Origin of the sequence: Streptomyces nigrescens, from assembly GCF_027626975.1 — a bacterium.
GTDB classification, from domain to species: domain Bacteria; phylum Actinomycetota; class Actinomycetes; order Streptomycetales; family Streptomycetaceae; genus Streptomyces; species Streptomyces nigrescens.
This window is the reverse complement of record NZ_CP114203.1, coordinates 7294624-7319680: the sequence shown is the minus strand read 5'-3', so window position 1 is coordinate 7319680 and position 25057 is coordinate 7294624. Positions and strand designations below refer to the sequence as shown.

At 72.1% G+C, this 25057-nt stretch carries 22 protein-coding genes; 7 read left to right on the top strand and 15 right to left on the bottom strand.

Going from position 1 to position 25057, the window contains the following annotated elements; genetic code table 11:
• Positions 1 to 61: 61 nt before the first annotated feature.
• From STRNI_RS32385 to STRNI_RS32350, 9 genes are all read right to left on the bottom strand, one after another.
• Entirely contained in the window at positions 62 to 1888 is a 1827-nt protein-coding gene (locus tag STRNI_RS32385; RefSeq protein ID WP_277412498.1) for an ABC transporter ATP-binding protein, read from the bottom strand.
• A gap of 66 nt (positions 1889 to 1954) precedes the next feature.
• On the bottom strand, positions 1955 to 2398 hold the full coding sequence (locus tag STRNI_RS32380) for a lasso peptide biosynthesis B2 protein (RefSeq protein ID WP_277412497.1): 444 nt from the start codon (positions 2396 to 2398) through the stop codon (positions 1955 to 1957).
• Positions 2395 to 2664 (bottom strand): lasso peptide biosynthesis PqqD family chaperone, encoded by a 270-nt coding sequence (locus tag STRNI_RS32375; RefSeq protein WP_277412496.1) that lies wholly within the window; start codon positions 2662 to 2664, stop codon positions 2395 to 2397. Before STRNI_RS32375 ends, STRNI_RS32380 begins: the two co-directional genes overlap by 4 nt.
• Positions 2664 to 4490, bottom strand: coding sequence for an asparagine synthase-related protein (locus STRNI_RS32370; protein ID WP_277412495.1), 1827 nt, complete (start codon positions 4488 to 4490; stop codon positions 2664 to 2666). The genes STRNI_RS32375 and STRNI_RS32370 overlap by 1 nt, the downstream gene beginning before the upstream one ends.
• 150 nt (positions 4491 to 4640) lie before the next feature.
• Entirely contained in the window at positions 4641 to 4757 is a 117-nt protein-coding gene (locus STRNI_RS41695) for a lasso RiPP family leader peptide-containing protein (RefSeq protein WP_141725701.1), read from the bottom strand.
• 328 nt (positions 4758 to 5085) lie between these two features.
• Positions 5086 to 6045: a pirin family protein gene (locus STRNI_RS32365; protein ID WP_018087889.1), complete on the bottom strand. Its 960-nt coding sequence runs from the start codon at positions 6043 to 6045 to the stop codon at positions 5086 to 5088.
• Positions 6046 to 6115: 70 nt separating this feature from the next.
• Complete coding sequence (ddaH, locus tag STRNI_RS32360; protein WP_159490158.1) at positions 6116 to 6892, bottom strand: dimethylargininase; 777 nt, start codon at positions 6890 to 6892, stop codon at positions 6116 to 6118.
• A gap of 89 nt (positions 6893 to 6981) precedes the next feature.
• Positions 6982 to 7371 carry a GntR family transcriptional regulator gene (locus tag STRNI_RS32355; protein WP_026169320.1) on the bottom strand — a complete coding sequence of 130 codons (390 nt, stop codon included), beginning with the start codon at positions 7369 to 7371 and terminating at the stop codon, positions 6982 to 6984.
• A 198-nt stretch (positions 7372 to 7569) separates the two neighbouring features.
• Positions 7570 to 8766: a methyltransferase domain-containing protein gene (locus STRNI_RS32350; protein ID WP_277412494.1), complete on the bottom strand. Its 1197-nt coding sequence runs from the start codon at positions 8764 to 8766 to the stop codon at positions 7570 to 7572.
• A 194-nt stretch (positions 8767 to 8960) separates the two neighbouring features.
• Here STRNI_RS32350 and STRNI_RS32345 point away from each other — a divergent pair, with 194 nt between their 5' ends.
• Both STRNI_RS32345 and STRNI_RS32340 read left to right on the top strand, forming a co-directional pair.
• A complete protein-coding gene (locus STRNI_RS32345; RefSeq protein WP_277412493.1) occupies positions 8961 to 11480 on the top strand; it encodes a SpoIIE family protein phosphatase in 2520 nt (839 codons plus the stop codon).
• Between the two features lie 381 nt (positions 11481 to 11861).
• Positions 11862 to 12878 (top strand): lytic polysaccharide monooxygenase auxiliary activity family 9 protein, encoded by a 1017-nt coding sequence (locus STRNI_RS32340; protein ID WP_159490162.1) that lies wholly within the window; start codon positions 11862 to 11864, stop codon positions 12876 to 12878.
• Between the two features lie 69 nt (positions 12879 to 12947).
• On the opposite strand, the gene STRNI_RS32335 is transcribed toward STRNI_RS32340, so the two are convergent.
• Positions 12948 to 13415 carry an Lrp/AsnC family transcriptional regulator gene (locus tag STRNI_RS32335; protein WP_093648004.1) on the bottom strand — a complete coding sequence of 156 codons (468 nt, stop codon included), beginning with the start codon at positions 13413 to 13415 and terminating at the stop codon, positions 12948 to 12950.
• A gap of 80 nt (positions 13416 to 13495) precedes the next feature.
• On the opposite strand from STRNI_RS32335, the gene STRNI_RS32330 reads away from it, so the two are divergent.
• Positions 13496 to 14779, top strand: a complete 1284-nt coding sequence (locus STRNI_RS32330) for an APC family permease (RefSeq protein WP_274734733.1) — start codon at positions 13496 to 13498, stop codon at positions 14777 to 14779.
• On the opposite strand, the gene STRNI_RS32325 is transcribed toward STRNI_RS32330, so the two are convergent.
• A complete protein-coding gene (locus STRNI_RS32325; RefSeq protein ID WP_159490164.1) occupies positions 14769 to 14993 on the bottom strand; it encodes a hypothetical protein in 225 nt (74 codons plus the stop codon). The two genes, STRNI_RS32330 and STRNI_RS32325, sit on opposite strands and share 11 nt — an antisense overlap.
• A gap of 72 nt (positions 14994 to 15065) precedes the next feature.
• Between STRNI_RS32325 and STRNI_RS32320 the strand changes: the two genes are divergently transcribed.
• Positions 15066 to 15653, top strand: a complete 588-nt coding sequence (locus STRNI_RS32320) for a TetR/AcrR family transcriptional regulator (RefSeq protein WP_018087899.1) — start codon at positions 15066 to 15068, stop codon at positions 15651 to 15653.
• 64 nt (positions 15654 to 15717) lie between these two features.
• Here STRNI_RS32320 and STRNI_RS32315 read toward each other — a convergent pair whose 3' ends face one another.
• Positions 15718 to 16590, bottom strand: a complete 873-nt coding sequence (locus STRNI_RS32315) for an esterase/lipase family protein (RefSeq protein WP_277412492.1) — start codon at positions 16588 to 16590, stop codon at positions 15718 to 15720.
• Between the two features lie 283 nt (positions 16591 to 16873).
• On the opposite strand from STRNI_RS32315, the gene STRNI_RS32310 reads away from it, so the two are divergent.
• The gene (locus STRNI_RS32310; protein WP_277412491.1) at positions 16874 to 17536 is read left to right on the top strand and encodes a pyridoxamine 5'-phosphate oxidase family protein; all 663 of its coding nucleotides are present in this window, start codon (positions 16874 to 16876) and stop codon (positions 17534 to 17536) included.
• 48 nt (positions 17537 to 17584) lie between these two features.
• Here STRNI_RS32310 and STRNI_RS32305 read toward each other — a convergent pair whose 3' ends face one another.
• Together STRNI_RS32305 and STRNI_RS32300 are read right to left on the bottom strand one after the other, a co-directional pair.
• Positions 17585 to 18700 carry a DNA polymerase Y family protein gene (locus STRNI_RS32305; RefSeq protein WP_277412490.1) on the bottom strand — a complete coding sequence of 372 codons (1116 nt, stop codon included), beginning with the start codon at positions 18698 to 18700 and terminating at the stop codon, positions 17585 to 17587.
• Positions 18697 to 22323 (bottom strand): DNA polymerase III subunit alpha, encoded by a 3627-nt coding sequence (locus tag STRNI_RS32300; RefSeq protein ID WP_277412489.1) that lies wholly within the window; start codon positions 22321 to 22323, stop codon positions 18697 to 18699. Before STRNI_RS32300 ends, STRNI_RS32305 begins: the two co-directional genes overlap by 4 nt.
• Positions 22324 to 22541: 218 nt before the next feature.
• Here STRNI_RS32300 and STRNI_RS32295 point away from each other — a divergent pair, with 218 nt between their 5' ends.
• Complete coding sequence (locus STRNI_RS32295) at positions 22542 to 23576, top strand: YhgE/Pip domain-containing protein (protein ID WP_277412488.1); 1035 nt, start codon at positions 22542 to 22544, stop codon at positions 23574 to 23576.
• 350 nt (positions 23577 to 23926) lie between these two features.
• The gene (locus tag STRNI_RS32290) at positions 23927 to 24142 is read left to right on the top strand and encodes a tautomerase family protein (protein ID WP_093647972.1); all 216 of its coding nucleotides are present in this window, start codon (positions 23927 to 23929) and stop codon (positions 24140 to 24142) included.
• An 82-nt stretch (positions 24143 to 24224) separates the two neighbouring features.
• On the opposite strand, the gene STRNI_RS32285 is transcribed toward STRNI_RS32290, so the two are convergent.
• Positions 24225 to 24995, bottom strand: a complete 771-nt coding sequence (locus tag STRNI_RS32285; protein ID WP_109888797.1) for an SDR family NAD(P)-dependent oxidoreductase — start codon at positions 24993 to 24995, stop codon at positions 24225 to 24227.
• Positions 24996 to 25057 lie beyond the last annotated feature (62 nt).

Sequence of the window (25057 nt, the reverse complement as noted above, 5' to 3'; positions counted from 1 at the left end):
GCCGCCCGCGTGGCGAGAGCCTCCTCTCTGGCCCGCAAGGAGTGGTTTCGCGGTAACACCGCTAGTCGAACGCGAAAGCGCGCCTCGCGGTGATCTCCTCAGGCGTCCCGGTGTCGGTGACCCGGCCGTTGTCGAGGGCGATGACGGTGTCAGCAGCGCGGATGGTGGAGGCGCGGTGCGCAATCACCAGGAGGGTGCACTCGCGTGAGATCTGCGCGATGGCGCGGGTGAGGGCTTCCTCGTTGGCGGCGTCGAGTTGTGAAGTCGGCTCGTCGAGCAGCAGCAGACTCGGCTGGGGCAGCAGTGCGCGGGCGATCGCGATGCGCTGCCGCTCGCCGCCCGACAGCATGTCACCGTGCTCTCCGACCGCGGTATCGAGTCCTTCCGGGAGCCGCCGCACCAGGCCGTTGAGGCTGGCGAGTTCGACGACTCGCTGGATCTGCTCGTCGGTTGCCTCCGGGCAGGCGTAGGTGATGTTGTCGCGGAGTGTGCCGTGCATGACGGGGGCGGTCTGCTCGACCAGACTCATCTTGGAGCGGCATTCGTCGATGCTCATCTGACGCGTGATGTCGATTCCGTCGAGCAGGATCTGCCCCTCGTCGGCGTCGTAGAACCGGGCGAGCAACGCGAACAGAGTGGATTTGCCTGCCCCGGAAGGGCCGACGAGTGCCACATGGGTGTGGCGCGGCGCGGTGAACGAAACCTGCCGCAGCGCGGGGCGGTCTGCGTCGTAGCTGAAGGTGACGTCGCGGAACTCCACGGCCGGTGTGGTTCCCTCCGCCGTGGGCACCGCGGCGGGCCCGGCCGCCGGAGCGGTGGCCGGAGCGGTGGCCGGAGTGCTGTCGGCCTCGCCGGGCAGCTGGGTGACTTCCTCGATGCGCTGCAACGCGGCGAGCCCTCGCTGCACCGTCGCCATGACGTCGAACATGTTGGCAATCGGCGCCGAGATGTAGGTGATGTAGAGCAGGAACCCGACGAGGTCTGCCAGGGATCCTTCTCCACTGGCGACGCGGATACCGCCGATGACCAGGACCACCATCATGGAGCCGTGCATCGCCAGTGTCATCATCGGCCCGATGACGGCGTCACGTTTGGCGGCCTGAAGGTTCTGCTGATAAGCCTGCCGCGCGAGTTGGCCGATCCGTTCCCTCTCCCGGTCCTCGGCGCGCATGACGCGGACGGTGCGGATCGCCGACAGTGCTCGTTCCAGGTCGGCCGACATACCACCGAGGCTGTCCTGCGCGTCCTCAACTGCCTTGCGGATCCCGGCCAGCAGCAGCAGGGTGAGTCCGCCGATCACGCCGACGATGGCCAGCACGATGAGGAACAGCGCGGCATCCAGCCAGACCATCATGGCGACGCCACCGACGACGACGAACAGGCCGACGACGACCTCCGACAGGTCGTAGGCCAGCGAGTCACGCAGCATGGTGGTGTCGCTGGTGGTGCGGGACAGCGAGTCCCCGAGCCGCTGGGATTCGTAGCGCCGCATCGGCAGCCTCAGCAGCTTGTCGATGATCCGCAGCCGGAGCCCCAGCACCAGCCCCTCGCTGGACCGTTCGAGGGAGTAGGAGGCAACCCCGGCGACGACGGCTTCGACGACGAACAGCACCCCCAGCAGCACGGCCAGGGTCAGATAGGGGCGGCCACCGGAGAACTCCTGGATCGTCTTGGTCGCCAGCATCGGCTGTGCCAGGCCCAGCCCCGCGGCGATCAGCGAGAACACCAGGGCGACGGCGATCGCCCTGCGGTGTCCGCGTGTGACGCGTAACAGGTCTCGCAGACCGACCCGCAACGGCTCTTCCGGTTCGTCCGCCGGCTCGGTGTCCAGAGCGTCGTCGGAGTCCAGGGCATCGCTTCTGCGCGCTGGTCGCAAGCTGGTGAACACGGAAAGCTCTCTCCTCGGAGGGACATCTTCAGCAGGGGTAAAACTAGGCTTGACCAGGGGATTTGTTCAGCGGATCCTACTCACGCGGGCGTCCGGGCGGGGTGTGACGGTCATCAATGGCCGGAAGCCGGTGATGTTGTCGCCCTCCTCCACCGGGCGGCCCTCGGCCTCCACCCAAGCGTGCGCGCCGAACGGGGAGGTACGCGCCCCGACCCGCCACACCGGCCAGTGCCCGCCCAGGCGGCACAGCAGAGCCGTGGCGATCGACCGGGCCAGGCAGCCCTGTCCGGCGCAGATCATGCTGACCGCGACAACGGCCTGACGTGCGCCCTGCGCCTGATCGTAGCGGGACGGTCCCGCCCTCCCCCGTACGACGACCAGCACGCGGCGGATATGCGCGGGCGACAGGCGCGCCAGTGCCAGGGCGGCGGCAACGGTGACCCGCGCGGCCAGACGAGTGCGGGCCGGGACCGATGCGCTGGTCTCGAAGAGCGTTTCGGGGGTGCTCATGACGTCACCACCAGCTCCGCGGCCCGCAACTGCGCCAGGAGTTCACGGATGTCGGCGACTGCGCCCTCCGGGCTGATCTCGCCGGGCCGGAGGTCAGCGATCAGTGCCTGCGCGGCCTCCTGCTCGCTCGCGCCCTCCAGCAGCATCCGCAGTACTGCCGCCCCGCTCTGGTTGATCTCCCAGTACTCGCCGGTGCTCTCGTCCAAGAGGACCCCGCCGTCGTCGGTGTGGGGCACCGACACATGGCCGGGCAGCTCAAGATTCATCAGGAAGCCTCCATGGCAGCGGTGGATTCAAGGTCGCGCAACCAGCGTTCACAGATGAAGGTCATCGACATCGCGTAGGGGGTGAACGGGCGCATCTGGAACGAGGTGCAGATCGAGCGGAGCTTGTCGGCGTCGATCAGCCCCCGTGCGGCCAGGCGCGAGTCCTCGCACAGTGCCGCGAGTTTGGCGACGTTCGTGCGGATCCCGGCGTGCTCCAGCGGTGAACCCTCCGCTTTGGTGGTGCGGGCCAGCGACTGGTCGGGGACGATGCCGCGCATCGCGTCAGCCAGCAGAGGCTTGTACTCCCACGGGGTCCGGCGCTCGTGCGCCTGCGCGGACATGCACGCGTCGATGACGGCGTCGTCCATGTAGGGGGAGGTGAGACGGACCCCTTCGGCGGCGTACAGCGGCACGGTGCGACGCACCAGGCCGGCACACAACCGGATGCCCCAAATGGTGTGGTGGGCGGTCCAGTTGTGCCCGTGCTGACGGGTGCGCCGGGCCTCGTCGGCCAGCAGGTCCCGCATCGCGGCAACCGCGTCGGGGGTCGCCCACGGCGGCATCTGGATGAGGGGGGAACTCTCGTCGTCGAGGGAGTGGGTGGTGAGGCGCCGTGCCCGAGCCGCCAGCCACGCCGGGTACGGGTGCCGCTGGTCGAAAGCCATACGAGCCACATCGGACCAGGTCCAGTGGTACAGGGCCCGGTAGCCGCGCAAGTAGGCCAGGGCGACGCGCGGCTGGGTGCGGAACAGGTCGAACACCCCCGCCGATCCGCCCTGGACGACCTCATCGCCGCCTTCGCCGGTGAGGTGGGCCTGGGAGCCTTCCGCGCCGAGCAGTGCCGCGATCCGTCGGTAGATCGGCCGGTCCTCGATGCCGGGAAAGGGTTCTTCGTCGGTTCCGGGCACCTTGGCCGCGTCGAGGACGTCTGCGTAGTGCGTCGGGAGATCGGCGAAGGTGAGCATCAGCCGCCTGATCCCGGGCAGCTTCTCCGCGGCCAGGTCGGCCCACATGGGGTCGTCATCGCCGGGCGCGGCCGCTCCCTGGGTGAGCGTGGTCAACGGCTGGTCGTAGCTCCGGGCGAGCAGGAACGACAGCGATGTGGAGTCGAGCCCGCCGGACAGGTCGCAGGTCAGCTTCAGCCCCGAGTCGACACGTGCCTGGACGGCGTCGCCGAGCGCCTGCCGTAACCTCTGCGCCGCCGGCTTGCGCGGCAGCCTGTCCAGCGGCGGATTCCACCGTCGGGTCACCGTGGGGCGGCCCGTCGGGTGCAGGGTGATGCTGCTGTCTTCGTCCACCAGGCGCACCCCGCGCCATACGGGAGTGTTGACGCTGTGCAGGACGGCTTCGGCGACGAGTAACCGCAGCAGCAGCCGCTCCTCGTCGATGCCGGCGCCGGTCAGTGCCGCGAGTACGTCGGCCCGGGTCGCCGCGACGGTCACTTCTCCCGCTCGCCCGTACACGAGCTTGCGCAGCCCCGACAGGGTCCCGTACGCGTGGGTGACACCATCGACGGTGGCGAGCAGGTGGAAGCAGCCCGGGAGCTTGCCGCCGAGGCTGTCGAGGTCGGTGACGCGCCGGGTGCGGGCAGCGATCTGCGCGAGCCTTTGCGGGCCTGCGGAACTGAACCCGAGGGTGGCTATCTTGGTGGCGCCCGCCTCACCGATGCGGAAGTCGGCCGATTCCCAGGAACCGATCAGCCACGGCCGGCCGGAGGGATGATCCACGCGTTGCGGCGCGGGCTCAAGCTTTTCGGCGAGGACGACGGAAGCCACGTGGTCGGGGAGGACGACGAGCCATTCGCCCGCACGATCGAACTGTTTCATGAGAGAAACCCCGTCCAAGCTCTTTTACTGACACATAGCGGGTACCGCTGTCGAGGGGCCCCGAAGGATGAATCAGAACGCCCCTTGAGCTGGCATGACGGCGGTGGCGCGAGCGGGTACCTCGCTCGCGCCACCTTCACGCCTCAGCCCTTAGAGGAAAATCCCCTTGGGGCGCCGACGGTGTCCCTTGTCCTTACGACGAGGACGGCTGTGCATCGTGAGCTTGGAAAACTCACCAACCTTCAGCAGGGTAGGCTTGGAGTACATGGTCTTCACCTCTCCTATCGCTGAGTTCTGTGCGGGATCTCATTGCCCCGCACAGAATCGAGGCTACGGTGAATGCAGCAGAAAAAGATATGACATTGCAGTAGATTTCCGCGCCGTCGTCGTGAAGCGCCCTCGCCATCGCCGCGTCATCCTCCGGCCATTCGGCACGGCACACTCCTGACATGGACGGTGTCAGGATTCTGACTTTCTTTACGGCTTTCTTTACGGCTTTCCCGAGGCGTTTTCGCGCAACGCTTTTTCATCTTCCGGGTGGTGACGCGACGTTGCGTGTCACGTGGTGGACGCGCTCAACACGCGCGCGCCCGCCTCACCGCGCCCTCCCCCGTGGCTTCAGCGGCACCGGGGGGAGTTCGGGGGCGGTCAGCCGGTCCCCGTCGTAGCCGTGGACCTCGCCGAAGCGGGAGCCCGTCATCCAGTCCGCCCGCGCCGCCTCGATGTCCTCCTGTGACCGGCCCACGAAGTTCCACCACATCACGATCTCTTCCTCGAACGGCTCGCCGCCGAGGAGCAGCAGGCTGCTGTCGGAGTCTGCGCGCAGGGGCAATTCGCCGCGGCCGCAGCCGAGGTAGAGGAGGGCGCCTGGGGCCAGCCGGACGCCGTCGACCTCGCTCTCGCCGGAGATGGTCAGGGCCGCGTACTCGAAGTCGGGGTCGACCGGCAGACGGGTGTCCGTGCCGGCGGTGAGGGTGAGGTCGGCGCCGACCAGCGGGGAGTAGGTGGTGCCGGGCGAGGTGGCGCCGGCCAGTTCGCCGAGGATGACGGTGGCGGACAGTCCGCCGCCGTTGATCACCGGCAGGTCGGTGTGGTGCTCGAAGGCCGGGGCGGTGTCGCGGTGTTCGCCGGGGAGCGCCACCCACAGCTGGGCGCCGTGCAGGAACGGGCCATGGCCGTGCGGCGACTCCTCGGAGTGGGCGATGGCCCGGCCGGACGTCATCAGGCCCAGTTCCCGCGGCCGTACGGTCTGCAGGCTGCCGAGGCTGTCGCGGTGCAGCACCTCACCCTCGTGCAGCCAGCTGACGGTCTGCAGGCCCATGTGCGGATGCGGCGGCACCTGCATCCCGGGCTCGTCGACGATGTCGTCGGGACCGTAGTGGTCGACGAAGCACCAGCCGCCGACCATCCGCCGGCCGAGGTTCGGCAGCAGTCGGCGGACGACGGTGCTCTCGCCCAGGGGGACCTGCTTTCCGGGCTGGACGTCGCGGACCGGGCCCGTACGGCCGGTGCCGCCGCAGAGGCTGGGCGCGGGTCTGAGGTCGAGGTTGCTCATGGCGCCACGATAGGCACGGCCGGCGGTGCGGTCCGGGCAGGCGCACGACGCGCCGGGGGATGATGCCCCGTCATGCATACAGCTCGCGCAGCCGCACGGACAGGCAGGTCACACAGCCCTCCAGCTTCTCGAACTCGCTGATGTCCACGACAACCGGCTGATATCCGAGGTCGGCGAAGAGCTCCGCGCTGCGGGGCGCGCCGGCGGCCATCAGCAGCTTGCCGCCGCCGAGCAGCACGACATGGGCGCCGGACTCCTCGGGGACGGGCAGGAAGCGGGGGAAGGCGGCGGGGTCGTCGACCAAGGGCGGGTGGCCGATCACGGTGCCGTCCGGGAGTGCGGTCACGGCGGATTTGAGGTGCAGTACGCGGCTGACCGGTACCGCGACGACGCGGGCGCCCAACGGTTCGAAGGCGGCGCGGAGTTGGCGGACGCCGTCGGCGTTGGTGCGGCCGCCGCGGCCCACGTAGACGGTGTCGCCGACCTTGAGGATGTCGCCGCCGTCCAGCGTGCCCGGCGCCCGGATCTCGTTGACGGAGCAGCCGAGCGCCTCGACGGCCGCGCGGGCGTCCGGCACCTCGGGCCGGCGCTCACCGGCACCGGGGCGGGCGAGCAGTGCGACATTGCGGAACATGACCATGGTGTCCTCGACGAAGACCGCGTCGGGGCAGTCGTCGGCGGGGGCGACCTCGGTGATGTGCCAGCCGTGGTCGCGGAGCACCTGGACGTAGGACTCCCACTGGCGCAGGGCGAGGGCGGGGTCGACCGGGCGCCGGTCTATATGGGTGACCAGCCCCTCGGCGAGGCGGGGGCCGGGGCGGCGGACGAGCGCCGTTTTGCTGGGCATGCGGTTCCTTCTTTTCGGGTGATGGCTCGGGGAGGGCGGTGCGGGGTCACCTACCGGCGCGGTCGGCACCCGTCCCAGCAGGCGCGCGGTCAGGCATCGGCTCCGTAGGTGGCGCGCAGGGCGTTCTCGACGGCCGTGCGGGCGGCGCGGTGGTCCAGGCCGAGGCGCCGGGCGCGGCGGGCGTAGCTCTCGGCGGCCGCGGCGGCTTCCTTGTCCGCGGCCTCCCCGGCCGCCGCGATGAAGCTGCCGTTGCGGCCGCGGGTCTCGATCACACCGTCGGTCTCCAGGGCGCGGTAGGCCTTGGCGACGGTGTTGGCGGCCAGGCCGAGGTCCTCGGCGAGACCGCGGACGGTGGGGAGTTTGTAGCCGACCGGCAGACCGCCGTCCCTGGCCTGATCCGCGATCTGGGTGCGGACCTGCTCGAACGGCGCGGCGGCCGCCGTCGGATCGATGGTGATGGTCAAGGGCTGCGGGGACACGGTGGCGCTCCTGGTGCTGGTGGTGGGGCGGGCGGATGCGCGACGGCACGTCCCCCTGGGGTTCGTCCCCGGGAGGCGCGCGTACACGTACCCGTCGGTGCGCTTGTTTGTCGCATCCATTGTGCGCCAGGAGCGCCTGCTGTGACGGGAGGTCTCACCTCTCGGGAGACGTCCGATGCGCCGCCGCCCTCGTCCGCTTCACCCCGTCGGTCCCGGTCCGTCGAGAACCACCGCGCGGTCGGGTCCCGCCGGGTCGTAGGCGATCGCGTCGCCGGGCCGGTGCCAGTGAAGCAGGAAGCGGTGCCCCGCACGCAGCCCGTCGAGGCCGGCGCGGCAGTAGGCGACCATGTCGTCCGGCAGCGCATCCAGCGGGAACCACGCCAACTCCGCGCACTTGTCGGGCTCGCGGTTCCACGGCTCGCCGCCCGCGCCGTACGCCGCCTCGAAGAACCAGCCGATCCGGGGCCGCGCCGGGGGCGGGGCGCAGTGCTGCATCACGAGCGCGACCCTGAGGTCCTCGGGCACCAGCCGCAGCCCCACCTCTTCCGCGGCCTCCCGGATCATCGCCTCCCGGACGTCCTCACCGTCCTCCGCATGGCCCGAGGGGGCGTGGAAGAGACCGTCCGCATAGCCGGTATTGGCCCGGCGGGCGAGCAGCACCTCGTCACCGCGGCGCAACACCAGATGGACATCGACCACTTCGGTGTGCCGGCGGGGGAGGTCGGCGAGCAGCACATACCGCTCATCGGCCACCTCCTTGCCCCACAGCGCCGGATCGTGCGCGAGGCTCTCCACCTGGGTCCGCGCGGCCAACGGCGCGACGAGGGCGGTGAGTTCGGCGGCGGGAAGACCGACCGGGTCGGCCTCGCCCCAGCGGCCCTCCACCAGCACCATCCGGCCACCGGGGGTGAGGAGTCCGGCCCAGCGGCGCAGCGCGGCCGCGGGGTCGGGCAGGGCCCACAGCACATGGCGCACCAGGACGACATCGAACCGCCGCTCCCCCACGGGTGGTTCGGCGGCCTCACCGACCAGGAACGCGGCCTCGTGGCCCGCGAGCTTGGTGCGCGCCCGCGCGATCATGCCCTCGGAGCGGTCGATGGCCGTGACGTGATGGCCCTGCTCGGCGGCGAGCAAAGACAGGCTTCCCGTGCCGCAGCCCAGGTCGAGGACGGCGGTGGGCCCTGACGGCAGCCAGGTGCGCAGCCGGGCGGCCCAGGCGGCGCGGACGGCGGGGTCGCGCAGTCCGTGGTCGGGCTCGTCGTCGAAGGAGGCGGCGGCCGCTTCCCAGTAGGCGGCGTCAGCGGTCGGCAGCGGTGATTCCCCCTGGCCGGCAGGTGGGTTGAGGGGTTCGGGCGCGGGCTGAGGGGACGGGTCGGCGGGCGCGTCGGTGCTCATGTGCCGATGGTGACAGCACCCACTGACAACGGCGGCGGATGCGGTCTTGCGGGCCTGCCGCGCGGGCGGGGGCGGGCGCCGGGAAGAGCGCCCGGCCAGGGTGAGGGGGTACCGTGGAAAAGGCCGGTCGTGTGCGACGGCGCCGCCGTGAGAGAGGGCCCGTCGCATGGTGGGACCGGCATTGGACCGGTCATATGTGTGCCTCCCAGAGCGGCCGTCTCTCCGGAGACGGCGTCTTCGACCTCACGCGGACGGCCGTGGTGATGGCCGATCGCGCGGGGGTGGCGCAGGGCTGGACGAAGGGCGCGGAGCGGCTTCTCGGCTATGCGGTGTCCGAGGCCGTCGGGCGGCCCCTGGCGGAGCTGTTCGCGGGGGTGGCCCCTGCGGCGTCGCAGGACAACAGGTGGGAGTCCCGGCTGGCGGCGGCGGACGGCTGGAGCGGGCTGGAGGCCGTACGGCACAAGGACGGCCACCGGCTCGACCTGGAGTTCCGCGTACTGCCGGTACTGGACGCCACAGAGCGCTCCGCACGTCTCGTCCTTGCCGCCGAGATGACCCAAACGCCCTGGTCAGGAGCGAGCCAGTCGTTCCTGGAGGGCATTCTCGGCATGTCACCGATCGGCGTGGCCATGGTGAACGCCGATCTGGAGTTCGTGTGGCTGAACGACGCCTTGGAGCGGATGGGCGGCACCAGCCGCGAGCAGCGCCTCGGGAAGCGTCTGGCGGACATCCAGCCGGGCCTCGCCGTGGAAGCCCTGGAGGCCGAGATGCGCAAGGTGCTGAGCACCGGTACCCCCTCGGTCGGCTACGAGTACCTGGGACGCCCGCAGTCCGATCCGGAGCGGGAGCACGCCTACTCCACCTCGTTCTTTCGCCTGGAGGACGAAGCCGGTCAGGTACTGGGCGTCTGCTACATGGTCCTGGACGTCACGGAAAGTTACCGGGCCCGCCAGCGGATGGCGCTGCTGAACAAGGCCGGTGAACGCATCGGCAGCTCCCTGGACGTCTGGCAGACCGCGCAGGAACTCGCCGACGCGGCGGTTCCGGATCTCGCCGACTTCGTCACCGTCGATCTCCTCGATGCGCTGCTCTGCGGGGAGGAACCGACGCCCGGCCCGGTCGACGCCGCGGATCTGGTCACCATGCGCCGTGCCGGACAGCAGTCCGTACGTGAGGGCTGCCCCGAGGCGGTGGTGGCGGTCGGGGAGGCGACCGCCTATCCCCCGTCGGCGCCCGTCGTGCTGAGTCTCGTCGAGGGCAATTCCGCGCTGTTCCAGACGCTGGATCTCGCCGCCGGTGGCTGGGCGGCCGACGATCCGGTCCGGGCGGCGCACCTGCGGGAGCTGGGCTTTCACTCGCTGATGGTGGTGCCGCTGCGGGCGCGGGGCGTCTTCCTGGGGGCGGCCACCTTCGCCCGCTGGCAGCACACCGGGCCGTTCCAGCCCGACGACCTGGTGCTCGCCGAGGAATTCGTCACCCGCGCCGCGATCTCCATCGACAACGCCCGCCGGTACACCCGCGAGCACAACGCGGCCCTCACCCTCCAGCACAGCCTGCTGCCGCACGATCTGCCCGAGCAGTGCGCGGTGGAAGCCGCCTACCGCTATCTGCCGGCCGACTCGCTCAGCGGCGTCGGCGGCGACTGGTTCGATGTGATCCCGCTGTCCGGCGCCCGCGTCGCGCTGGTGGTGGGTGATGTCGTGGGGCACGGGGTGCATGCCGCGGCCACCATGGGGCGGCTGCGGGCCGCGGTGCAGGCGCTCGCCGACCTGGACCTGTCCCCGGAAGAGGTGCTGGCGCACCTGGACGACATGCTCAACCGGGTCGCCCACGACGCGAACGCCGACGACGGGGTCATCGGCGCCACCTGTCTGTACGCGGTCTACGATCCGGTCGGCTGCCGCTGCACTCTGGCCCGGGCCGGTCACCCCGCACCGCTGCTGATCAGCCCCACGGGCAACGGCCGGCTGCTGGAACTGCCGACCGGACCGCCGCTGGGGCTGGGCGGGATGCCCTTCGAGTCCGTCGAACTGCCGTTGCCGGAAGGCAGTCTGCTGGCTCTCTACACCAACGGTCTGCTGCTGGGGAAGGCCCTCGATCTCGACGGGGGGATCACCAGACTGCGCACCGCCCTGGCCGCTCCGCAGGCCCCGCTGGAGGACCTGTGCGACACGGTGATCGGCGGTCTGCCGGGCGGACGGCCGGTCGATGACGTGGCACTGCTGCTGGCACGGACCCGGGCTCTGGCGCCGTCACAGCTCGCGACCTGGGAGATCCCCGCCGATCCGTCCGCGGTCGGCCAGGCCCGCAGGTCAGCGGCCGGCAGGCTGGCGGAGTGGGATCTGGAGGAACTCGAATTCTCCACCGAGCTGATCGTCAGCGAACTGGTCACCAACGCCATCCGGCACGCCTCCGGCCCGATCAGCCTGCGGATGATCCGGGCACGGGCGCTGATCTGCGAGGTGTCGGACAGCAGCAGCACCTCGCCGCACCTCCGCCATGCGCGGACCACCGACGAGGGGGGCCGGGGGCTGTTCCTCATCGCCCGGTACGCCGAGCGCTGGGGCACCCGCTACACCCCCCAGGGAAAGATCATCTGGGCCGAGCAGCCGCTCCGGTCGGCTGCCGGGGCAGGACCGGCGAACGACTTGAGCGCGCTCCTCGACGGCCTCGACGACCCGGCCGCGCCCTTCACCGGCGCGGAAGGCCGCTGAGCACCGAGGGCCGCTGAGCACGGCAGCCCGCTGAGGCCAACTCCCGCTGCGGGCACGGACGAAGCACGGCATGCGGCGGCCGCGGCAGCTGCCCCCGGGACGGCCGGGCCGCTGTCACGGGCGGCGCCCACCACCCGGCGATGCCCGTTTCCTCCCCGCCTGTATGAGCCCCCGCTTAGCCGTCCCTTAACGGCACCATAAGGATCTCCGGGATGGCTCTTCAGCCCTCAAATCCGCTGTTCAGCGCGGCTAGCGTGCTTCTCGCAAGGCGGGTCGCGGACCGTCGGCGCCGGTCACCGGGGGCGGCGTCGGCGGCCGCGTCCCGACCCCCCACGCTCCCCCTTCCCCCGCTCGACGCACTGAATGAAGGAGACCCCCACAATGACCGTTCGTCGCAAGGCCACCGGGATCGCACTGGCCGGTATCGCCCCGCTCGCGCTCACCGTGCTCACCGCGAGCCCGGCCGCCGCGCACGGCTCGATGACGGACCCGGTCAGCCGGGTGTCGGCCTGCTACGCGGAGGGCCCCGAGAGCCCGCGGTCCGCGGCGTGCAAGGCCGCCGTCAAAGCCGGCGGGACCCAGGCGCTCTACGACTGGAACGGTGTACGGGACGGCAACGCGGGTGGCCAGTCCAGGACGCGCATCCCGGACGGCAAGCTGTGCAGCGCCAACAGCGCGGAGTACAAGGGCCTGGACCTGCCCCGCGCCGACTGGCCGTCGTCCCCTATGAAGGCGGGCGGCCACACCTTCCACTACAAGGCCACCGCGCCCCACCGGGGCTCCTTCGAGCTGTACCTCACCAAGGCCGGCTATGACCCGAAGAAGCCGCTGAAGTGGTCCGACCTGGAGTCGAAGCCGTTCGCGAAGGTCGTCGACCCGAAGCTCGTCAACGGGGAGTACGTCTTCGACGCGAAGGTGCCGGCGCGGTCCGGGCGCCATCTGATCTACAGCGTCTGGCAGCGGTCGGACAGCCCCGAGGCCTTCTACACCTGCTCGGACGTCGTCTTCGGCAAAAAGGCCGGCGGCACCGTCGCCAAGTCCGCTGCGGCGCCCGCACCGGCCGCCTCCGCGCCGACCGACGCCCAGATCGCGGCGGGCGCCCCCAAGTCGTCGGTGGGCACGGGCCACGACCACGGCGGCGGCCACCACCGCGGCGGCCAGCACACCCGCACGGACCGGCCGGCAAAGGCCGGGGCCCCGGCGCGCGCAGACGCCGCACAGGCCAATGCCCCGCACACCGACGGCGGTTCCCGTCCGGTCGACGGGCAGCGGCTGGCGGAGACCGGCGGCGACAGCTCCACGGTCCCGCTCGCCCTCAGCGGCGCCGCCGTGCTCGCCGTGGGCGCCGGGGTCGTGTTCACCACCACCCGCCGCAGGGCCGCCCGGCACCGCGGCTGAGCCCGGCAATCCCGGCCGTCCGGGACGCGGCGCCGCCCCCTTCTTCACCTCGGGGGCGGCGCCGCCCTGTTACGAGCCGCTCGGCGGCAGCGCCTCGATGATGTCGTTGGCGACATGCTGGTAGATGACCGAACTCCGGCAGTCGACGACCTCGCGGCGTTTGAAGACCTGGTCCATCAGGAGCGCATGCAGCCGGTCGACGTCGGGGACGGCGACATGGACCAGGAAGTCGTCGCCGCCCGCGACGACATAGACGCTGAGCACCTCGGGCAGGGACGTCAGAAAGGCCTTGAAGCGCTCGATGACCTCGCGGTTCATCGGGCGGATGCGGACCGTGAGCAGCGCCTGGACGGGCCGGTTGAGGGCGCGCAGGTCCACCGTCGCGCGATAGCCGGTGATCACTCCTCTGGCGCGCAGCGCGCGGACCCGCTCCAGGCAGGTGGAGGGCGCGATGTTCAGCCGGCGGGCCAGGTCGCGGTTGGTCTGCCGTGCATCGCGCTGCAGTTCGCGGACAATCGCCGAATCAATGTCGTCCATGACCCCCATGGTGCCGCAGCGGCCGAATTATGTTCGGCGGGAGGCCACATTGATCAATCCAACGGTTACGTTCAGCGACTGTGACCGTACAACAGACATTGCTTCCCGCATCCGAACGACCGGATGTACGGCGGCTGGGCGTCGGCAGCGGTACCGCGCTGTGCGCCGGGGCCGTCCTCGGCCCCGGCGTCCTGACGCTGCCGTCCCTCGCCGCCGACGCGGCCGGCCCCGCCTCGATCCTGGCCTGGGTGGTCCTGCTCGCCCTGTGTGTGCCGGTGGCCGCCTCCTTCGCGGCGCTCGGCGCGCGGTTCCCCGACGGCGGGGGCGTGGCCACCTATGTGCACCGGGCGATCGGGCCTCGGGCGGCGGCCGTGGTGGGGTGGTGGTTCTACGGGGCGGTGCCGATCGGTGTGGTCTCGGCGGCCTGGATCGGCGGGAAGTACGTGGCCGACGCCGCCGGTTGGGGTGACACGGGCGCCGCCGTGGTGGCCGGGGCGGTGGTGGCGGTGGCGCTGGTCTCCAACGCGGTGGGGCTGCGGATGTCGGGACGGGTGCAGCTGCTGCTCGGCGGGCTGCTGGCGGTGGTGCTGCTGGGCACGGTGCTGGCCGCCGCCCCCCAGGTGTCCGCCCGCCATTTCACCCCGTTCCTGCCCGGCGGCTGGTCCTCGGTCGGGTCGGCGGCCGTGGTGCTGTTCTTCGCGTTCGCGGGCTGGGAGGCGGCCAGCCATCTGTCGGGCGAGTTCGCCGATCCCGGACGGGATCTGCCGCGGGTGACGCGCCGTACGCTCGCCGTCATCACCGTGCTCTACCTGGGGCTCGCGGTGACCACGATCGGTGCGCTGGGGCCGGCCGCGGGCGGCACCGACACCCCGCTGACCGAGTTGCTCGCCCGGAGCGTGGGCGGCGCCGCCCGCCCCGTGGCCGCCGCGGCGGCGCTCTTCCTGACCTTCGGCGCGGTCAACTCGTATCTGGCCGGGGCCTCCCGGCTCGGTGCGGCGCTCGCCCGGGACGGGGCGGCGCCGCGCGCACTGGCCAAGGGCGGCGCGCCGGGCGAGGTGCCACGGCGGTCGCTGGCGGTGCTCGGCGGGGCGGCCGTGCTCGTGGCCGCGGCGGCGGGCTTCGGCGGCGCCGATCTGGATCTTTTGATGAGGGCCACCGCCACCTGTCTGGCGGCGGTGACCCTCGCCGGCCTGGCCGCCGCGCTGGTGCTCCTGCCACGCCGCACTCCCCTGTGGTGCGGCGGGTGCGTGAGCGCCCTGCTGACGGCGGCCGTGCTGGCCTTCTCCGGACGGCTGCTGCTGATCCCGGCGGGACTCGCCTGTGCGGCCGTCGGCTTTCTGACGCTGCGGCGGGTCATCCGATGAGGCGGCGCAGCGTCCGGACGTAGCGGCTCCAGCGGGCGGGCCGGGCGACGGTGCCCGTACAGGCCCGTTCGGCGCGGTCCCGGCTGTCCTCCAGGGCCGCGTCGTGGCGCGGCCGGAGCGGGTCGGCGTCGCCGGAGAGGCCGTCGGTCAGTGGACCGGCCTCGGCCCCGGGCACCGGCAGCACCCGCTCGTGCACGTCGTGGATACCCCTCACGCCCTTCCCCACCTGGTCCGCACCCCGTTCTAGAGGCGCATCTCCAATATAGTGGAGAGTACCCTCTAGAACATGGCCAGGCCATCCCGGTTCGACACCGCTCAGCTCCTCGACGCCGCCGTACGGCTGGCGGCCGAGTCCGGGCCCGCGGGCGTCACCATGTCCGCGGTGGCGGCGGCCGTGGGCGCCCCCAGCGGTTCGGTCTACCACCGTTTCGCCGGACGCTCGGCACTGCTCGCCGAGGTGTGGCTGCGTACCGTCGAGGGCTTCCAGGCGGGCTACTTCGAGGCCCTCGAATCGTCGGACGACCCGCGCACCGGGGGCCGGGCCGCCGCCCGCCACATCGTGGCGTGGAGCCGCGCGCACCCGGCGGAGGCCGCACTGCTTCTGTACGGGGCCCAGGAGTTCGGGCGGGACGACTGGTCCGACGAGTATCTGCTGCGCGCGGAAGAGGGGAACATGCGGGTACGTGCCGCCCTGGCGGCGCTCGCGGGGGCCCTGGGGCTGCACGGCAGGGAGGGCTTCGACCGGGTGACGCTGGCCGCCGTCGACCTCCCGCTGTCGCTGGTACGCCGCCATCTGCGTGGCGGCACCCCGCTGCCCCCGCACGCCGAGGACCTGGCGGAGCAGTGCACCGAGGCCCTGTTGACCGTCGGCTGACCGTCGCGCCGGTGCGGAGCGCGGCCCGGCCCCCGCTCCGGCGGCGGGCCGGGCCGGCTCCCGGTCAGCCCGACAGGCAGGTCGTCGCGGTGGCGTGGGCCGGGTCCAGGGCGTTGGCCGTCTCGTGGAAAGCGACGCGGTCGATGAGCCCGATGGCCACATGCTCGGAGAGATCGATCGCGCACAGGTCCTGGAGTACCACATTGCGTACGTCGGGGCCGTCGAGGAACGCACTCCGGTAGGGCGTGACGACCTCGTCGTACTTGGTCGCGATCACCGTGTAACGCACTCCGGGGAGCGTGTCACCGCCCTCGTTGAGGCGGTTGAGGATGTCGGAGCCGGCGATCTGGTCGGCCAGCCCCGGGGTCAACTCGTGGAGGTACTTCTTGGCGCCGGGGAAGTGGTCGAGCAGACGGGTCAGACCGTTCAGATCGGTGCCGTGGTTGTCGGGGGCCAGCCCGACCAGCGTGTTCACCTTGTCCGCGCCGCCATGGAACTTCAGGTACACCCGCGACATCATGCCGCCCTGTGAGTGGCCGACGAGATCGGCCTTCCGGGTGCCCGTGGCGGCCAGCACCCGGTCGACGTAGGCGGCGAGCTGCCGGGCGGACGCGTCGACCGCACCCAGCCCGTGGAAGAACGGGACACCGGGCAGCTGGCCGTAGTCCAGGGAGAAGACGCAGTAGCCGCGGGCCACCAAGTAGGGCGCGAGGCCGAGCCAGTTGTCGATGGAGTTGCCGAGGGTGCCGTGCACCAGGATCACCGGCCGCGGGTGGGCGGCGGAGGGTTTGCAGGAGTAGTTGTTCCAGCCGCTGCTGACGGCGCCGCTGGAGGAGTGGCGCGAAGCCTCTTCGGCGGCGGCGGGGGTGGCGGTGACACCGAGGGCCAGGGCGAGGGCGGAGAGGAGGGGGAGCGTTCTTGACCAGCGCAGCTTCATACGATGCTCCTTGCGGGGTGAGGGGGACTCCGAAGTGCTCGGTGAGCCGTTCACGCGCGATCCGGATCGCAAGGGCCAACACAGTTGACTGGCAAGTAAGTTACGGCTGGGTAAGCACGGTGGGCCAGCGGTGTGACGGTGAAGGAAGCGCCACACAACCCTCACCGGACGTCCGGGGTGCCGCGCACCGTTTCTGTGCCTGCAGGACGCCCCGTCCGTCGCGGCCGGGGTGGATGTCAGTGCCGTCCCGTAAAGTCGGCAACGGCTCGACCAGGGACGTGACATGAGGGGAACAGCGATGGAAACGGCCGGGGCGGCGGATCTGACCGGGATCGTGGAGATCTCATCGGCGGCGGAGCTGCGCGAGCTGTTCGGTGAGCCCAGCTCCCATGCGGCGAACAAGACCCGGCACCGGCTGCACGACCTCGACCGCCAGTGGCTGGCCCGCTCGCCGTTCTGCGTGATAGCCACCGCGGACGCGCAGGGCCGGTGCGACGCCTCCCCCAAGGGCGACCCCGCGGGCTTCACCCATGTCCTGGACGACACCACCCTCGTGATCCCGGACCGCCCCGGCAACAAGCGCGTGGACGGCTGGATGAACGTCCTCGCCAATCCGCATGTCGGGCTGAACTACCTCCTCCCGGGGCGCGGTGACACCCTGCGCATCAACGGCCGCGCCCGGCTGCTGCGCGACGCCCCGTTCTTCGACGCGCTGATCGTCAAGGGCCACCGCCCGCGGCTGGCGCTCCTGGTGGAGGTCGAGGAGGTCTTCTACCACTGCTCCAAGGCGTTCCTGCGCTCGGAGCTGTGGAAGCCGGAGACCTGGCAGCCGGACGCGCTGCCCTCGCGGGCCCGGATCGTCAAGGGCGTCGAGGCCCAGGACATGCCCCTGGAGGAGCTGGAGCAGCACTACGGCCCCCGGTATGCGGAGCGGCTCTACGGCTGAGGCACCGGGGCGCCGCGGGCCGGTCCGGACCGCACCACAGGGCAGGCCCTAAGGCCGGTCGCCGCCGCGGTCGCCTTTGACCCCGGGGCCGAGGGGCTTGGCGCCCGGGGGCGGAGGTGTCCGGCCGAGGGTCGCCGCGGGCCGTACGCTCCCCGTCCCGAAGCGCGCCCTGGCCCGGTCGACGGCGGCCTCGATGCGGTGCGCCCTGTCGTCGGACGGGTCGAAGGTCAGCTGCCGCGCGGCGCGTTCGGCGCGGCACAGATCCTCCGCGCGCAGCGCCACGGACCGCACCCTCGCCCGCTGCAGCCCGAGCGCGGCATGCAGCGCATAGGCCGCCTCGGTCAGCGCGGGCCCGTGCGCGGTCGGCCCGTCCAGCCGCCGGGTGCGGGTGGTGGTGGAGCGGTCGGCGTAGCGGACGGTGAGGGTGAGCGCGCGGGCCACCTGCCCGCTCGCGCGCATCCGGGCCCCGAGGTCGTCGGCGAGCGAGAGCAGCGCACGACGGCGCCTGGCCGGGTCCAACTCGTCGTGGGCGAAGCGGTGTTCGGCGCCCATCGAACGGGCCGCCGCATTGGGCGTCACCGGCGTCGGGTCGATACCGCGGGCCCGCTCGTACACGATCCGGCCCGTCCGGGCGCCGAGGATCCGCTGCAGGGTCGCGGGCGGTGCGGCGGCGATCCGGCCGATGCTGTCGAGTCCGTACGCACACAGGGCGCGCGCGGTCGCCGGGCCGACGCCGTGCAGTGCCGAGGCCGGCCGGCGGTCGAGGAACGCGGCGACGGTTCCGGCGTCATCGGGGACGCCCCGGATCTCCCCGGGCGCCGCCCCCTGGGCCGCAATCCGGGCGAGCAGCGGGTTGGCGCCGATCCCGATCGTGCACCGTACGCCGTGCCAGGCCAGCGCGCGCAGCCGCACCAGCTCGGCGATGCCCGCCGCGTCCCGGTCGAAGTAGCGCAGCGCACCGCGGACGTCCGCCAGCGCGGCGTCCGGCGGCAGCGCCTCGATCACCGGGGTGAACTGCGCCAGCAGCCCCAGCAGTTGCTCGAAACGCCCGGCGCTCACGGGGGTGCCGTCGGCGGTCCGGAACCGTACGTGCAGCATGCCCGGCTGCCGCGGGGCGCCGGGGGGATCCGGCGGTGCGGCGGGCGGCCTCGGCGCGGGGGTCATCCCGCGCTCCCCGGGCTGGAGTGCCACAACTTGCGCCCCGTGGCGGCGCGTTCACCGGGGGGCTGGAGGTCGGCCCACGGGTGCAGCTCGTAGCCGGTGCTCAGCCGGATGGTGCGGCCCGGGGCGGCGGCCGGCTCGGGCTCCCGGCCCGTCCCGGACTCCTCACCGGACTCCTCACCGGCCCCCTGTCCCGGCCCCGCCGCCGGGGCGCCCGGCTCCGCCGCCGGGGTGCCCGGCTCCGCCGCCGGGGTGCCCGCCTCGGCCGCCTCCGCGTCCGGCACCGCCGCGAGCCGGGCGGCGACCGCCTCCAGCCCGCCCTCGCGGCGCAGTTCGGCCAGCTCGGCGAGGTTCCAGGCGGCGGCGCCGACCACGCTGAGGCTGCGCGGACCGCGCCGCTGGACCGTACCGCGCACCAGCAGCAGCCAGGAGTGGAAGATCGTGTGCGCACAGGCCGCATGACTGTCGTCGAAGAAGGCGCAGTCGACCAGCCCCGTGCTGTCGTCCAGGGTGGTGAAGATGACCCGGCGGCCGGAGCGGATCGGCGGTGTCTGGGTGGCCGCCTTGGCCCCGGCGACCAGCACCGTCTCGCCGTGCCGGGCGCCGCGCAGCAGCCGGGCCGGCAGCGCGCCCAGCTCCGCGAGGAACTCCCGGTGGTCGGCCATCAGATGGCGGGAGGCGTCCATGCCGAGGACGCCCAGCTCGGCGCTGAGCCGTTCGACGTCGCTGAGGTCGGGCAGCCCGGCCGGCTCGACCGGATCGACCGGTTCCGCGCCCGCCCCGTCGAGGGCCCGGCCGGGCAGCGTCAGCTGGCCCCCGGGCGCCCGCCGTCCGTGGCGGTGCAGCTCGGCGAGGTACAGCAGCAGGTCCCGCCGGTTCGCCCCGAAGGCGTCCAACGCGCCCACCCGGGCGAGGCGTTCGGCCACCGGACGGCCCGGCCTGGCGCGCTGCCACAGGTCCTGCAGCGAGTGATAGGGCTGTCCGGTCTCGATCCGCTGCGCCTCGGCCTCGCTCATCCCGTGCACATCGCTGAGCGCGAGCCGCAGCCCCCAGACCGCGGAACGGTCCCCCGGACCATCGCTGCGAAAGCCGTCACCGGACACCAGTTCGATTCGATGAGCGACCGCCGACCGGTTCACATCCAGCGGCAGCACCGGCACCCCGCGCCGCCGCGCGTCCGCGAGCAGCAGCCGCTTCGGATACATCCCCGGGTCGTGGGTGAGCAGCCCGGCATAGAAGGCCGCGGGGTGGTGCGCCTTGAGCCAGGCGGACTGGTACGTGGGCACCGCGAAGGCCACCGCGTGCGCCTTGCAGAAGCCGTACGAGCCGAAGGCCTCGACGATCTCCCAGGTACGTGCGATCACTTCGGGTGCGTACCCGCGCCGCTCGGCGCACTGCGCGAACCAGGCGCGCACCCGGCCCTGCAGCTCCGGATGCGACAGCGCCCGCCGCTTCTCGTCACCCTCGTCCCGCCCGCAGCCCGTCATGATCCGCAGCAGCTCGATGATCTGCTCGTGGAACACCACCACCCCATAGGTCTCGCGCAGCGGCTCCTCCAGGTCGGGGTGCGGATAGCGGACCGCCTTGCGGCCGTGCCGGGCCTCGATGAAGGGCCGCACCATGTCGGCGGCGACCGGCCCCGGCCGGAAGAGGGAGATGTCGACGACCAGATCGTGGAAGGTGGCGGGCTGCAGCCTGCCGACCAGGTCACGCTGGCCCGGCGACTCGATCTGGAAGCAGCCGAGCGTCTCGGTCGAGCGGATCAGGTCGTAGGTGGCGGGGTCGCCGGGCGGCACCTGTGCGGGGTCGTCGAGATCGATCCGGCGCCCGGTGGCCCGGCCGATCTCGGCGACCGCATGCGCCATCGCGGACTGCATCCGCACGCCCAGCACATCGAGCTTGAGCAGCCCCAGGTCCTCCACGTCCTCCTTGTCGAACTGCGACATCGCGAAGCCCTCGCCGCTGGTCGGGACGACCGGCGTACGGTCCAGCAGCGTGGCGTCGGAGAGCAGCACCCCGCACGGGTGCATGGCGATACCGCGCGGCAGCGCGTCCAGCGCCTCGACCAGCGGCCACAGCTGCTCGCCGCCGGCCTCCCGCACCCCGCGCAGCTCCGGCAGCTCGGCCAGCGCCGCCCGCGCGTCCCGGGCGCGGATGTGCGGGAAGGCCTTGGCCAGCCGGTCCACCCGCGCCGGGTCCATGCCCAGGGCGGCGCCCACGTCCCGTACGGCGTGCCGTACGCGGTAGGTCTCGGGCATCGAGACGGTGGCGACCCGCTCCGCGCCGAACCGGTCGAAGATCGCGCGGTAGACCTCCAGCCGGCGGGCGGACTCGACGTCGATGTCGATGTCCGGCAGCGCCGCCCGCCGCTCGGACAGAAAGCGCTCCATCAGCAGCCCGTGCTCGACCGGATCGGCGTGGGCGATGCCCAGGAGGTGGTTGACCAGGGACCCGGCGCCGGACCCGCGGGCCGCGACCCGGATACCCATCTCCCGTATGTCGTCCACGACTTGAGCGACCGTCAGGAAGTACGAGGGGAAGCCGAGCCGTTCGATCGTGCGCAGTTCGTCGTGCAGCCGCGCCCAGCGTTCACGGTCGTGGTCGTAGCCGCGCAGCACCATCCCGGCGGCGCAGCGCGAGCGCAGCACCCGGGCGGCGGTGCGGTGGCCCGCGCCGACCAGCCGCGGCTCGGGGAAGTGGATACGGCCGAGCCCGATGTCGTCCTGCGGGTCGACCAGGCACTCCCCGGCGGTCTCCTCGGTCATGGCGAGCAGCCGGTGGGCCAGGCCGCGCCGGAACCCGGCCGCCTCGGCGACCCGCTCGGCGGTGTGGCTCATCGTGGCACCGTCCTTGAGCCAGCGCTCCCCGCTGTCCCGGGCCTCGGGCCGGTGCCGGTCCACCGGCACCAGACGGCGGGCGGAGTCCAGGACGTCGGCGACCGGGCCCTGGCCGGGGTCGGCATAGCGGACCGCGTTGGTCAGGACGGCGCGGAGGCCCTGGTCGACGGCGAAGCCGAGGGTGCGGGCGGCCAGCCGCGGGGAGCCGGGTCCGCTGCCGGACCGGCCGTGGTCGACGATCTCCAGGCGCAGCGCCTCGCCGTACCGCTCGCGCCAGGGGGCGAGGAGCCGGGCGGCGCGGTCCGGGCGGCCGGCGGCCAGCGCCCGGCCGACCTCGGAGTCCGGTCCGAGCAGCACGGTCAGCCCGTCCGTGGCGGACTCCAGGGCGCTCCACGGGAGGACGGGCTGCTCACCCTGCCCGGTGTGGGCGGCCGAGACCAGCCGGCACAGGGCGGCCCAGCCGGCCGCTCCGTCGCGGGCCAGGAAGACGGCGCGGGCGGCGGACTCGTCGAGGAAGGCGCCGCCGCGCACCGGGGTGCGGCGGCGCACGGTGGGCGTGGGCGCCGACTCGCGCTCCGCCACGGCGAGTTCGCTGCCGAACAGCGGACGGACACCGGCTTCGGCCGCGGCCTTGGCGAACCGTACGGCCCCGGAGAGCCCGTCCCGGTCGGTCAGCGCGAGGGCGTCCATCCCCCGCTCGGCGGCGCGCTCGGCGAGCCGCTCCGGATGGGAGGCGCCGTAGCGCAGGGAGAACCCCGAAGCGGTGTGCAGATGCGTGAACCCTGGCATCCGCACCTCCTGCACCTCACCCGCCCCCGGCTGACCTTGTATCCCTCGCTCCTCCTCCCACCATAACCCGTCCATCGAACATTCGTACGAAGACATACCGGAGGGCCGCTCCCCGATCCGCCGATCAGCTCCACCGATCTGCACACCTCTGCCACCAACCGGAAGATATGGGAACAAAAGCACCGGACCGGCAGCCGAAGTGTGGCGAGGAGCGAGCCATGGCCACGACGGACGACGGCACCCGCACCACCTTCCTCGGGGAGGTGAAGAGCGCGGTGACGCCCCATGCCTCGCTGCTGGTGCTCGGCGTCCTGGGGCTGATGATCGCGTTCATCACGTCGTACACCGGCGCCTTCCACCACCCCGTGCCGGCGGATGTGCCGCTCGGTGTCGTCGCTCCCGCGCAGACCAGGGCGCAGCTGGTGGCCAAGCTGGACCGGCTGCCCGGCTCTCCCCTGGACCCGCGCCCGGTGGCCTCCGAACGGGCCGCCCGGCAGCAGATCGCGGACCGGACGCTCGACGGCGCACTGATCGTCAACCCGCGCGGGAGCACCGACCGGCTGCTGGTCGCCGGTGGCGGCGGCGCCTCCCTCGCCCAGGCGGTCGACACGGTCGTGCGCTCGGCCGAGAAGGCCGGACACCGCACCGTCCGCACGGTCGAGGTGGCACCCGCCGCCCCGGGCGACGGCCGCAGCCTGTCGTCCTTCTACCTCGTCGTCGGCTGGTGCGTCGGCGGCTATCTGTGCGCCGCGATCCTCGCGATCAGCGCCGGGGCACGCCCCTCGAACGGCCACCGGGCGGTCATCCGGCTGGCCGCACTCGCCGTGTACGCGCTCACCGCCGGACTGGCCGGCGCGATCGTCGTCGGGCCGGTGCTCGGCGCCCTGCCCGGCACCTTCTTCGGGCTGTGGGGGCTGGGCGCCCTGGTGGTCTTCGCGGTGGGCGCCACCACCCTGGCCTGCCAGGCCCTGCTGGGCATCCTCGGCATCGGCCTGGCGATCCTGCTGATCGTCATCCTCGGCAATCCGAGCGCGGGCGGCGCCTACCCCTACCCGCTGCTGCCCCCGTTCTGGCGCGCCATCGGCCCCGCCCTCCCACCGGGCGCGGGCACCTGGACGGCACGCTCCCTCGCCTACTTCCACGGCAACGCGATCACAGGCCCGCTCCTGGTGCTCGCCGCCTGGGCGGTGGGCGGGACCCTGCTCACCCTGGTTCTTTCGATCTTCCGCAAGAAGGGCGAGACCCCCTCATGAACGGGAAGGTGAGCCGCTTCGAAACCGGGCAGGCGTGAGGCCCGGCGGGACGTGAACTCCCCCGCAGTCCGGTACCCCATGCGGCTCAACTCACCATTCGCAGCCGCCGCATGCCGAGAAGGGTGGTGACGGACGGACTTGGGCGGGCGGTCGGCGCGGTGATCCCACAGGCCGGGTCCCGCCCAGGTCAGCGCCGTGATCACCGGAGCACCTCCTCAAGCGGGTGTCGCAGGAGTCGATCTGCGACACTGGGAGAAACGTGCCGGCGCAAGCAGCGGTTGACATCACGTTCGACCCTGAAACCGGAGCGGCATGACGGCCGGATCTCACCATCACGTGGGAGGTATCCGATGCCATTCATCGACATCAAGGTGATCGCAGGGGTATTCACCCCCGAAGAGAAGCAGAAGATGGTCGAGGACGTCTCCGAGGCGTTGATCGCCATCGAAGGTGAGGCACTGCGACCGGTGACGCATGTGGTGATCACCGAGACGCCCAGTGGCGAATGGGCAGTCGGCGGTAAGGCCCTGACAGCCGAAGACGTTCAGGCCAAGAGGGCCGGCTAGCCCGAACGTGACCGGCTCGGACACTCAGAGCGTGATGCCGTCGATGCGGTGACGGAGCTGTTCCACGGGAAGTGCGGCCGGCTCACATATGCGTACCGCCGTCGATCCGGACCTCCGTGCCGGTGATGAACGCGCCGTCCCGCGAGGCGAGCATCGCGATGACACCGGCGACCGTCTCCGGGCCGGCGAAGCCTTCGCCGATGGCCGGAAAGAGCTTGGTGAACAGGGACATATCGGCGTCCTCGGGCAGCCCCGGAACCGGACCGCTGGTCATGCCGCTGGCGATGGAGCCCGGCGCCACACACACCGCGCGCAGCCCCTGCTTGCTGTACTCGCTCGCGATGGCATGCGTCATGGACTGGATGCCGCCCTTGCTCGCCGCGTACGCCGCCATGTACGGGTGCGCGAACGAGGCCGACGTGGAGCTGAAGTTGACCACGACCGGCGCCTCACCCTCCAGGAGAGCGGGCAGCGCCTCACGGATCATCAGGAAGGTGCCGGTCAGATTGATCGAGAGGACCTGGTTGAAGAGGTCCAGCCCGGTCTCGTGAGTGTGCGCGGCGCGCAGGATGCCCGCCGCGTTGACCAGGACGTCCAGACCGCCGAGCCCGGCCACCGCGGCGGCGACGCCCGCACGGACCGCCGCCTCGTCGGCCACGTCCAGCACCACGGTCTCCAGCCGGCCGTCGGTCCCCTCCGCGGCGGCACGGTCGGCGGTGATCCGCAGCCCCGCGGCATCGACGTCCGCCGCCACCACCCGGCCGCCCTCGGCGAGGATCCGGTGGACGGTGGCCTGGCCGATGCCCGAGCCGGCTCCGGTGATCAGTACGCGGCGTCCGTCAAAGCGGTTCATGGTCCAGCTCCGTTCTCGAGGTACCCGGGCACGCTAACGCCCATGTGGCACGTCGTGCCACT

Bases quoted from the DNA above. Each gene is read 5' to 3' on its own strand.
- STRNI_RS32380 (WP_277412497.1), bottom strand. From the start codon at position 2,398: ATGAGCACCCCCGAAACGCTCTTCGAGACCAGCGCATCGGTCCCGGCC.
- STRNI_RS32375 (WP_277412496.1), bottom strand. From the start codon at position 2,664: ATGAATCTTGAGCTGCCCGGCCATGTGTCGGTGCCCCACACCGACGAC.
- STRNI_RS32370 (WP_277412495.1), bottom strand. From the start codon at position 4,490: ATGAAACAGTTCGATCGTGCGGGCGAATGGCTCGTCGTCCTCCCCGAC.
- STRNI_RS41695 (WP_141725701.1), bottom strand. From the start codon at position 4,757: ATGTACTCCAAGCCTACCCTGCTGAAGGTTGGTGAGTTTTCCAAGCTC.
- STRNI_RS32365 (WP_018087889.1), bottom strand. From the start codon at position 6,045: ATGAGCAACCTCGACCTCAGACCCGCGCCCAGCCTCTGCGGCGGCACC.
- ddaH (WP_159490158.1), bottom strand. From the start codon at position 6,892: ATGCCCAGCAAAACGGCGCTCGTCCGCCGCCCCGGCCCCCGCCTCGCC.
- STRNI_RS32350 (WP_277412494.1), bottom strand. From the start codon at position 8,766: ATGAGCACCGACGCGCCCGCCGACCCGTCCCCTCAGCCCGCGCCCGAA.
- STRNI_RS32345 (WP_277412493.1), top strand. From the start codon at position 8,961: ATGTGTGCCTCCCAGAGCGGCCGTCTCTCCGGAGACGGCGTCTTCGAC.
- STRNI_RS32340 (WP_159490162.1), top strand. From the start codon at position 11,862: ATGACCGTTCGTCGCAAGGCCACCGGGATCGCACTGGCCGGTATCGCC.
- STRNI_RS32335 (WP_093648004.1), bottom strand. From the start codon at position 13,415: ATGGACGACATTGATTCGGCGATTGTCCGCGAACTGCAGCGCGATGCA.
- STRNI_RS32320 (WP_018087899.1), top strand. From the start codon at position 15,066: ATGGCCAGGCCATCCCGGTTCGACACCGCTCAGCTCCTCGACGCCGCC.
- STRNI_RS32315 (WP_277412492.1), bottom strand. From the start codon at position 16,590: ATGAAGCTGCGCTGGTCAAGAACGCTCCCCCTCCTCTCCGCCCTCGCC.
- STRNI_RS32310 (WP_277412491.1), top strand. From the start codon at position 16,874: ATGAGGGGAACAGCGATGGAAACGGCCGGGGCGGCGGATCTGACCGGG.
- STRNI_RS32305 (WP_277412490.1), bottom strand. From the start codon at position 18,700: ATGACCCCCGCGCCGAGGCCGCCCGCCGCACCGCCGGATCCCCCCGGC.
- STRNI_RS32300 (WP_277412489.1), bottom strand. From the start codon at position 22,323: ATGCCAGGGTTCACGCATCTGCACACCGCTTCGGGGTTCTCCCTGCGC.
- STRNI_RS32295 (WP_277412488.1), top strand. From the start codon at position 22,542: ATGGCCACGACGGACGACGGCACCCGCACCACCTTCCTCGGGGAGGTG.
- STRNI_RS32290 (WP_093647972.1), top strand. From the start codon at position 23,927: ATGCCATTCATCGACATCAAGGTGATCGCAGGGGTATTCACCCCCGAA.
- STRNI_RS32285 (WP_109888797.1), bottom strand. From the start codon at position 24,995: ATGAACCGCTTTGACGGACGCCGCGTACTGATCACCGGAGCCGGCTCG.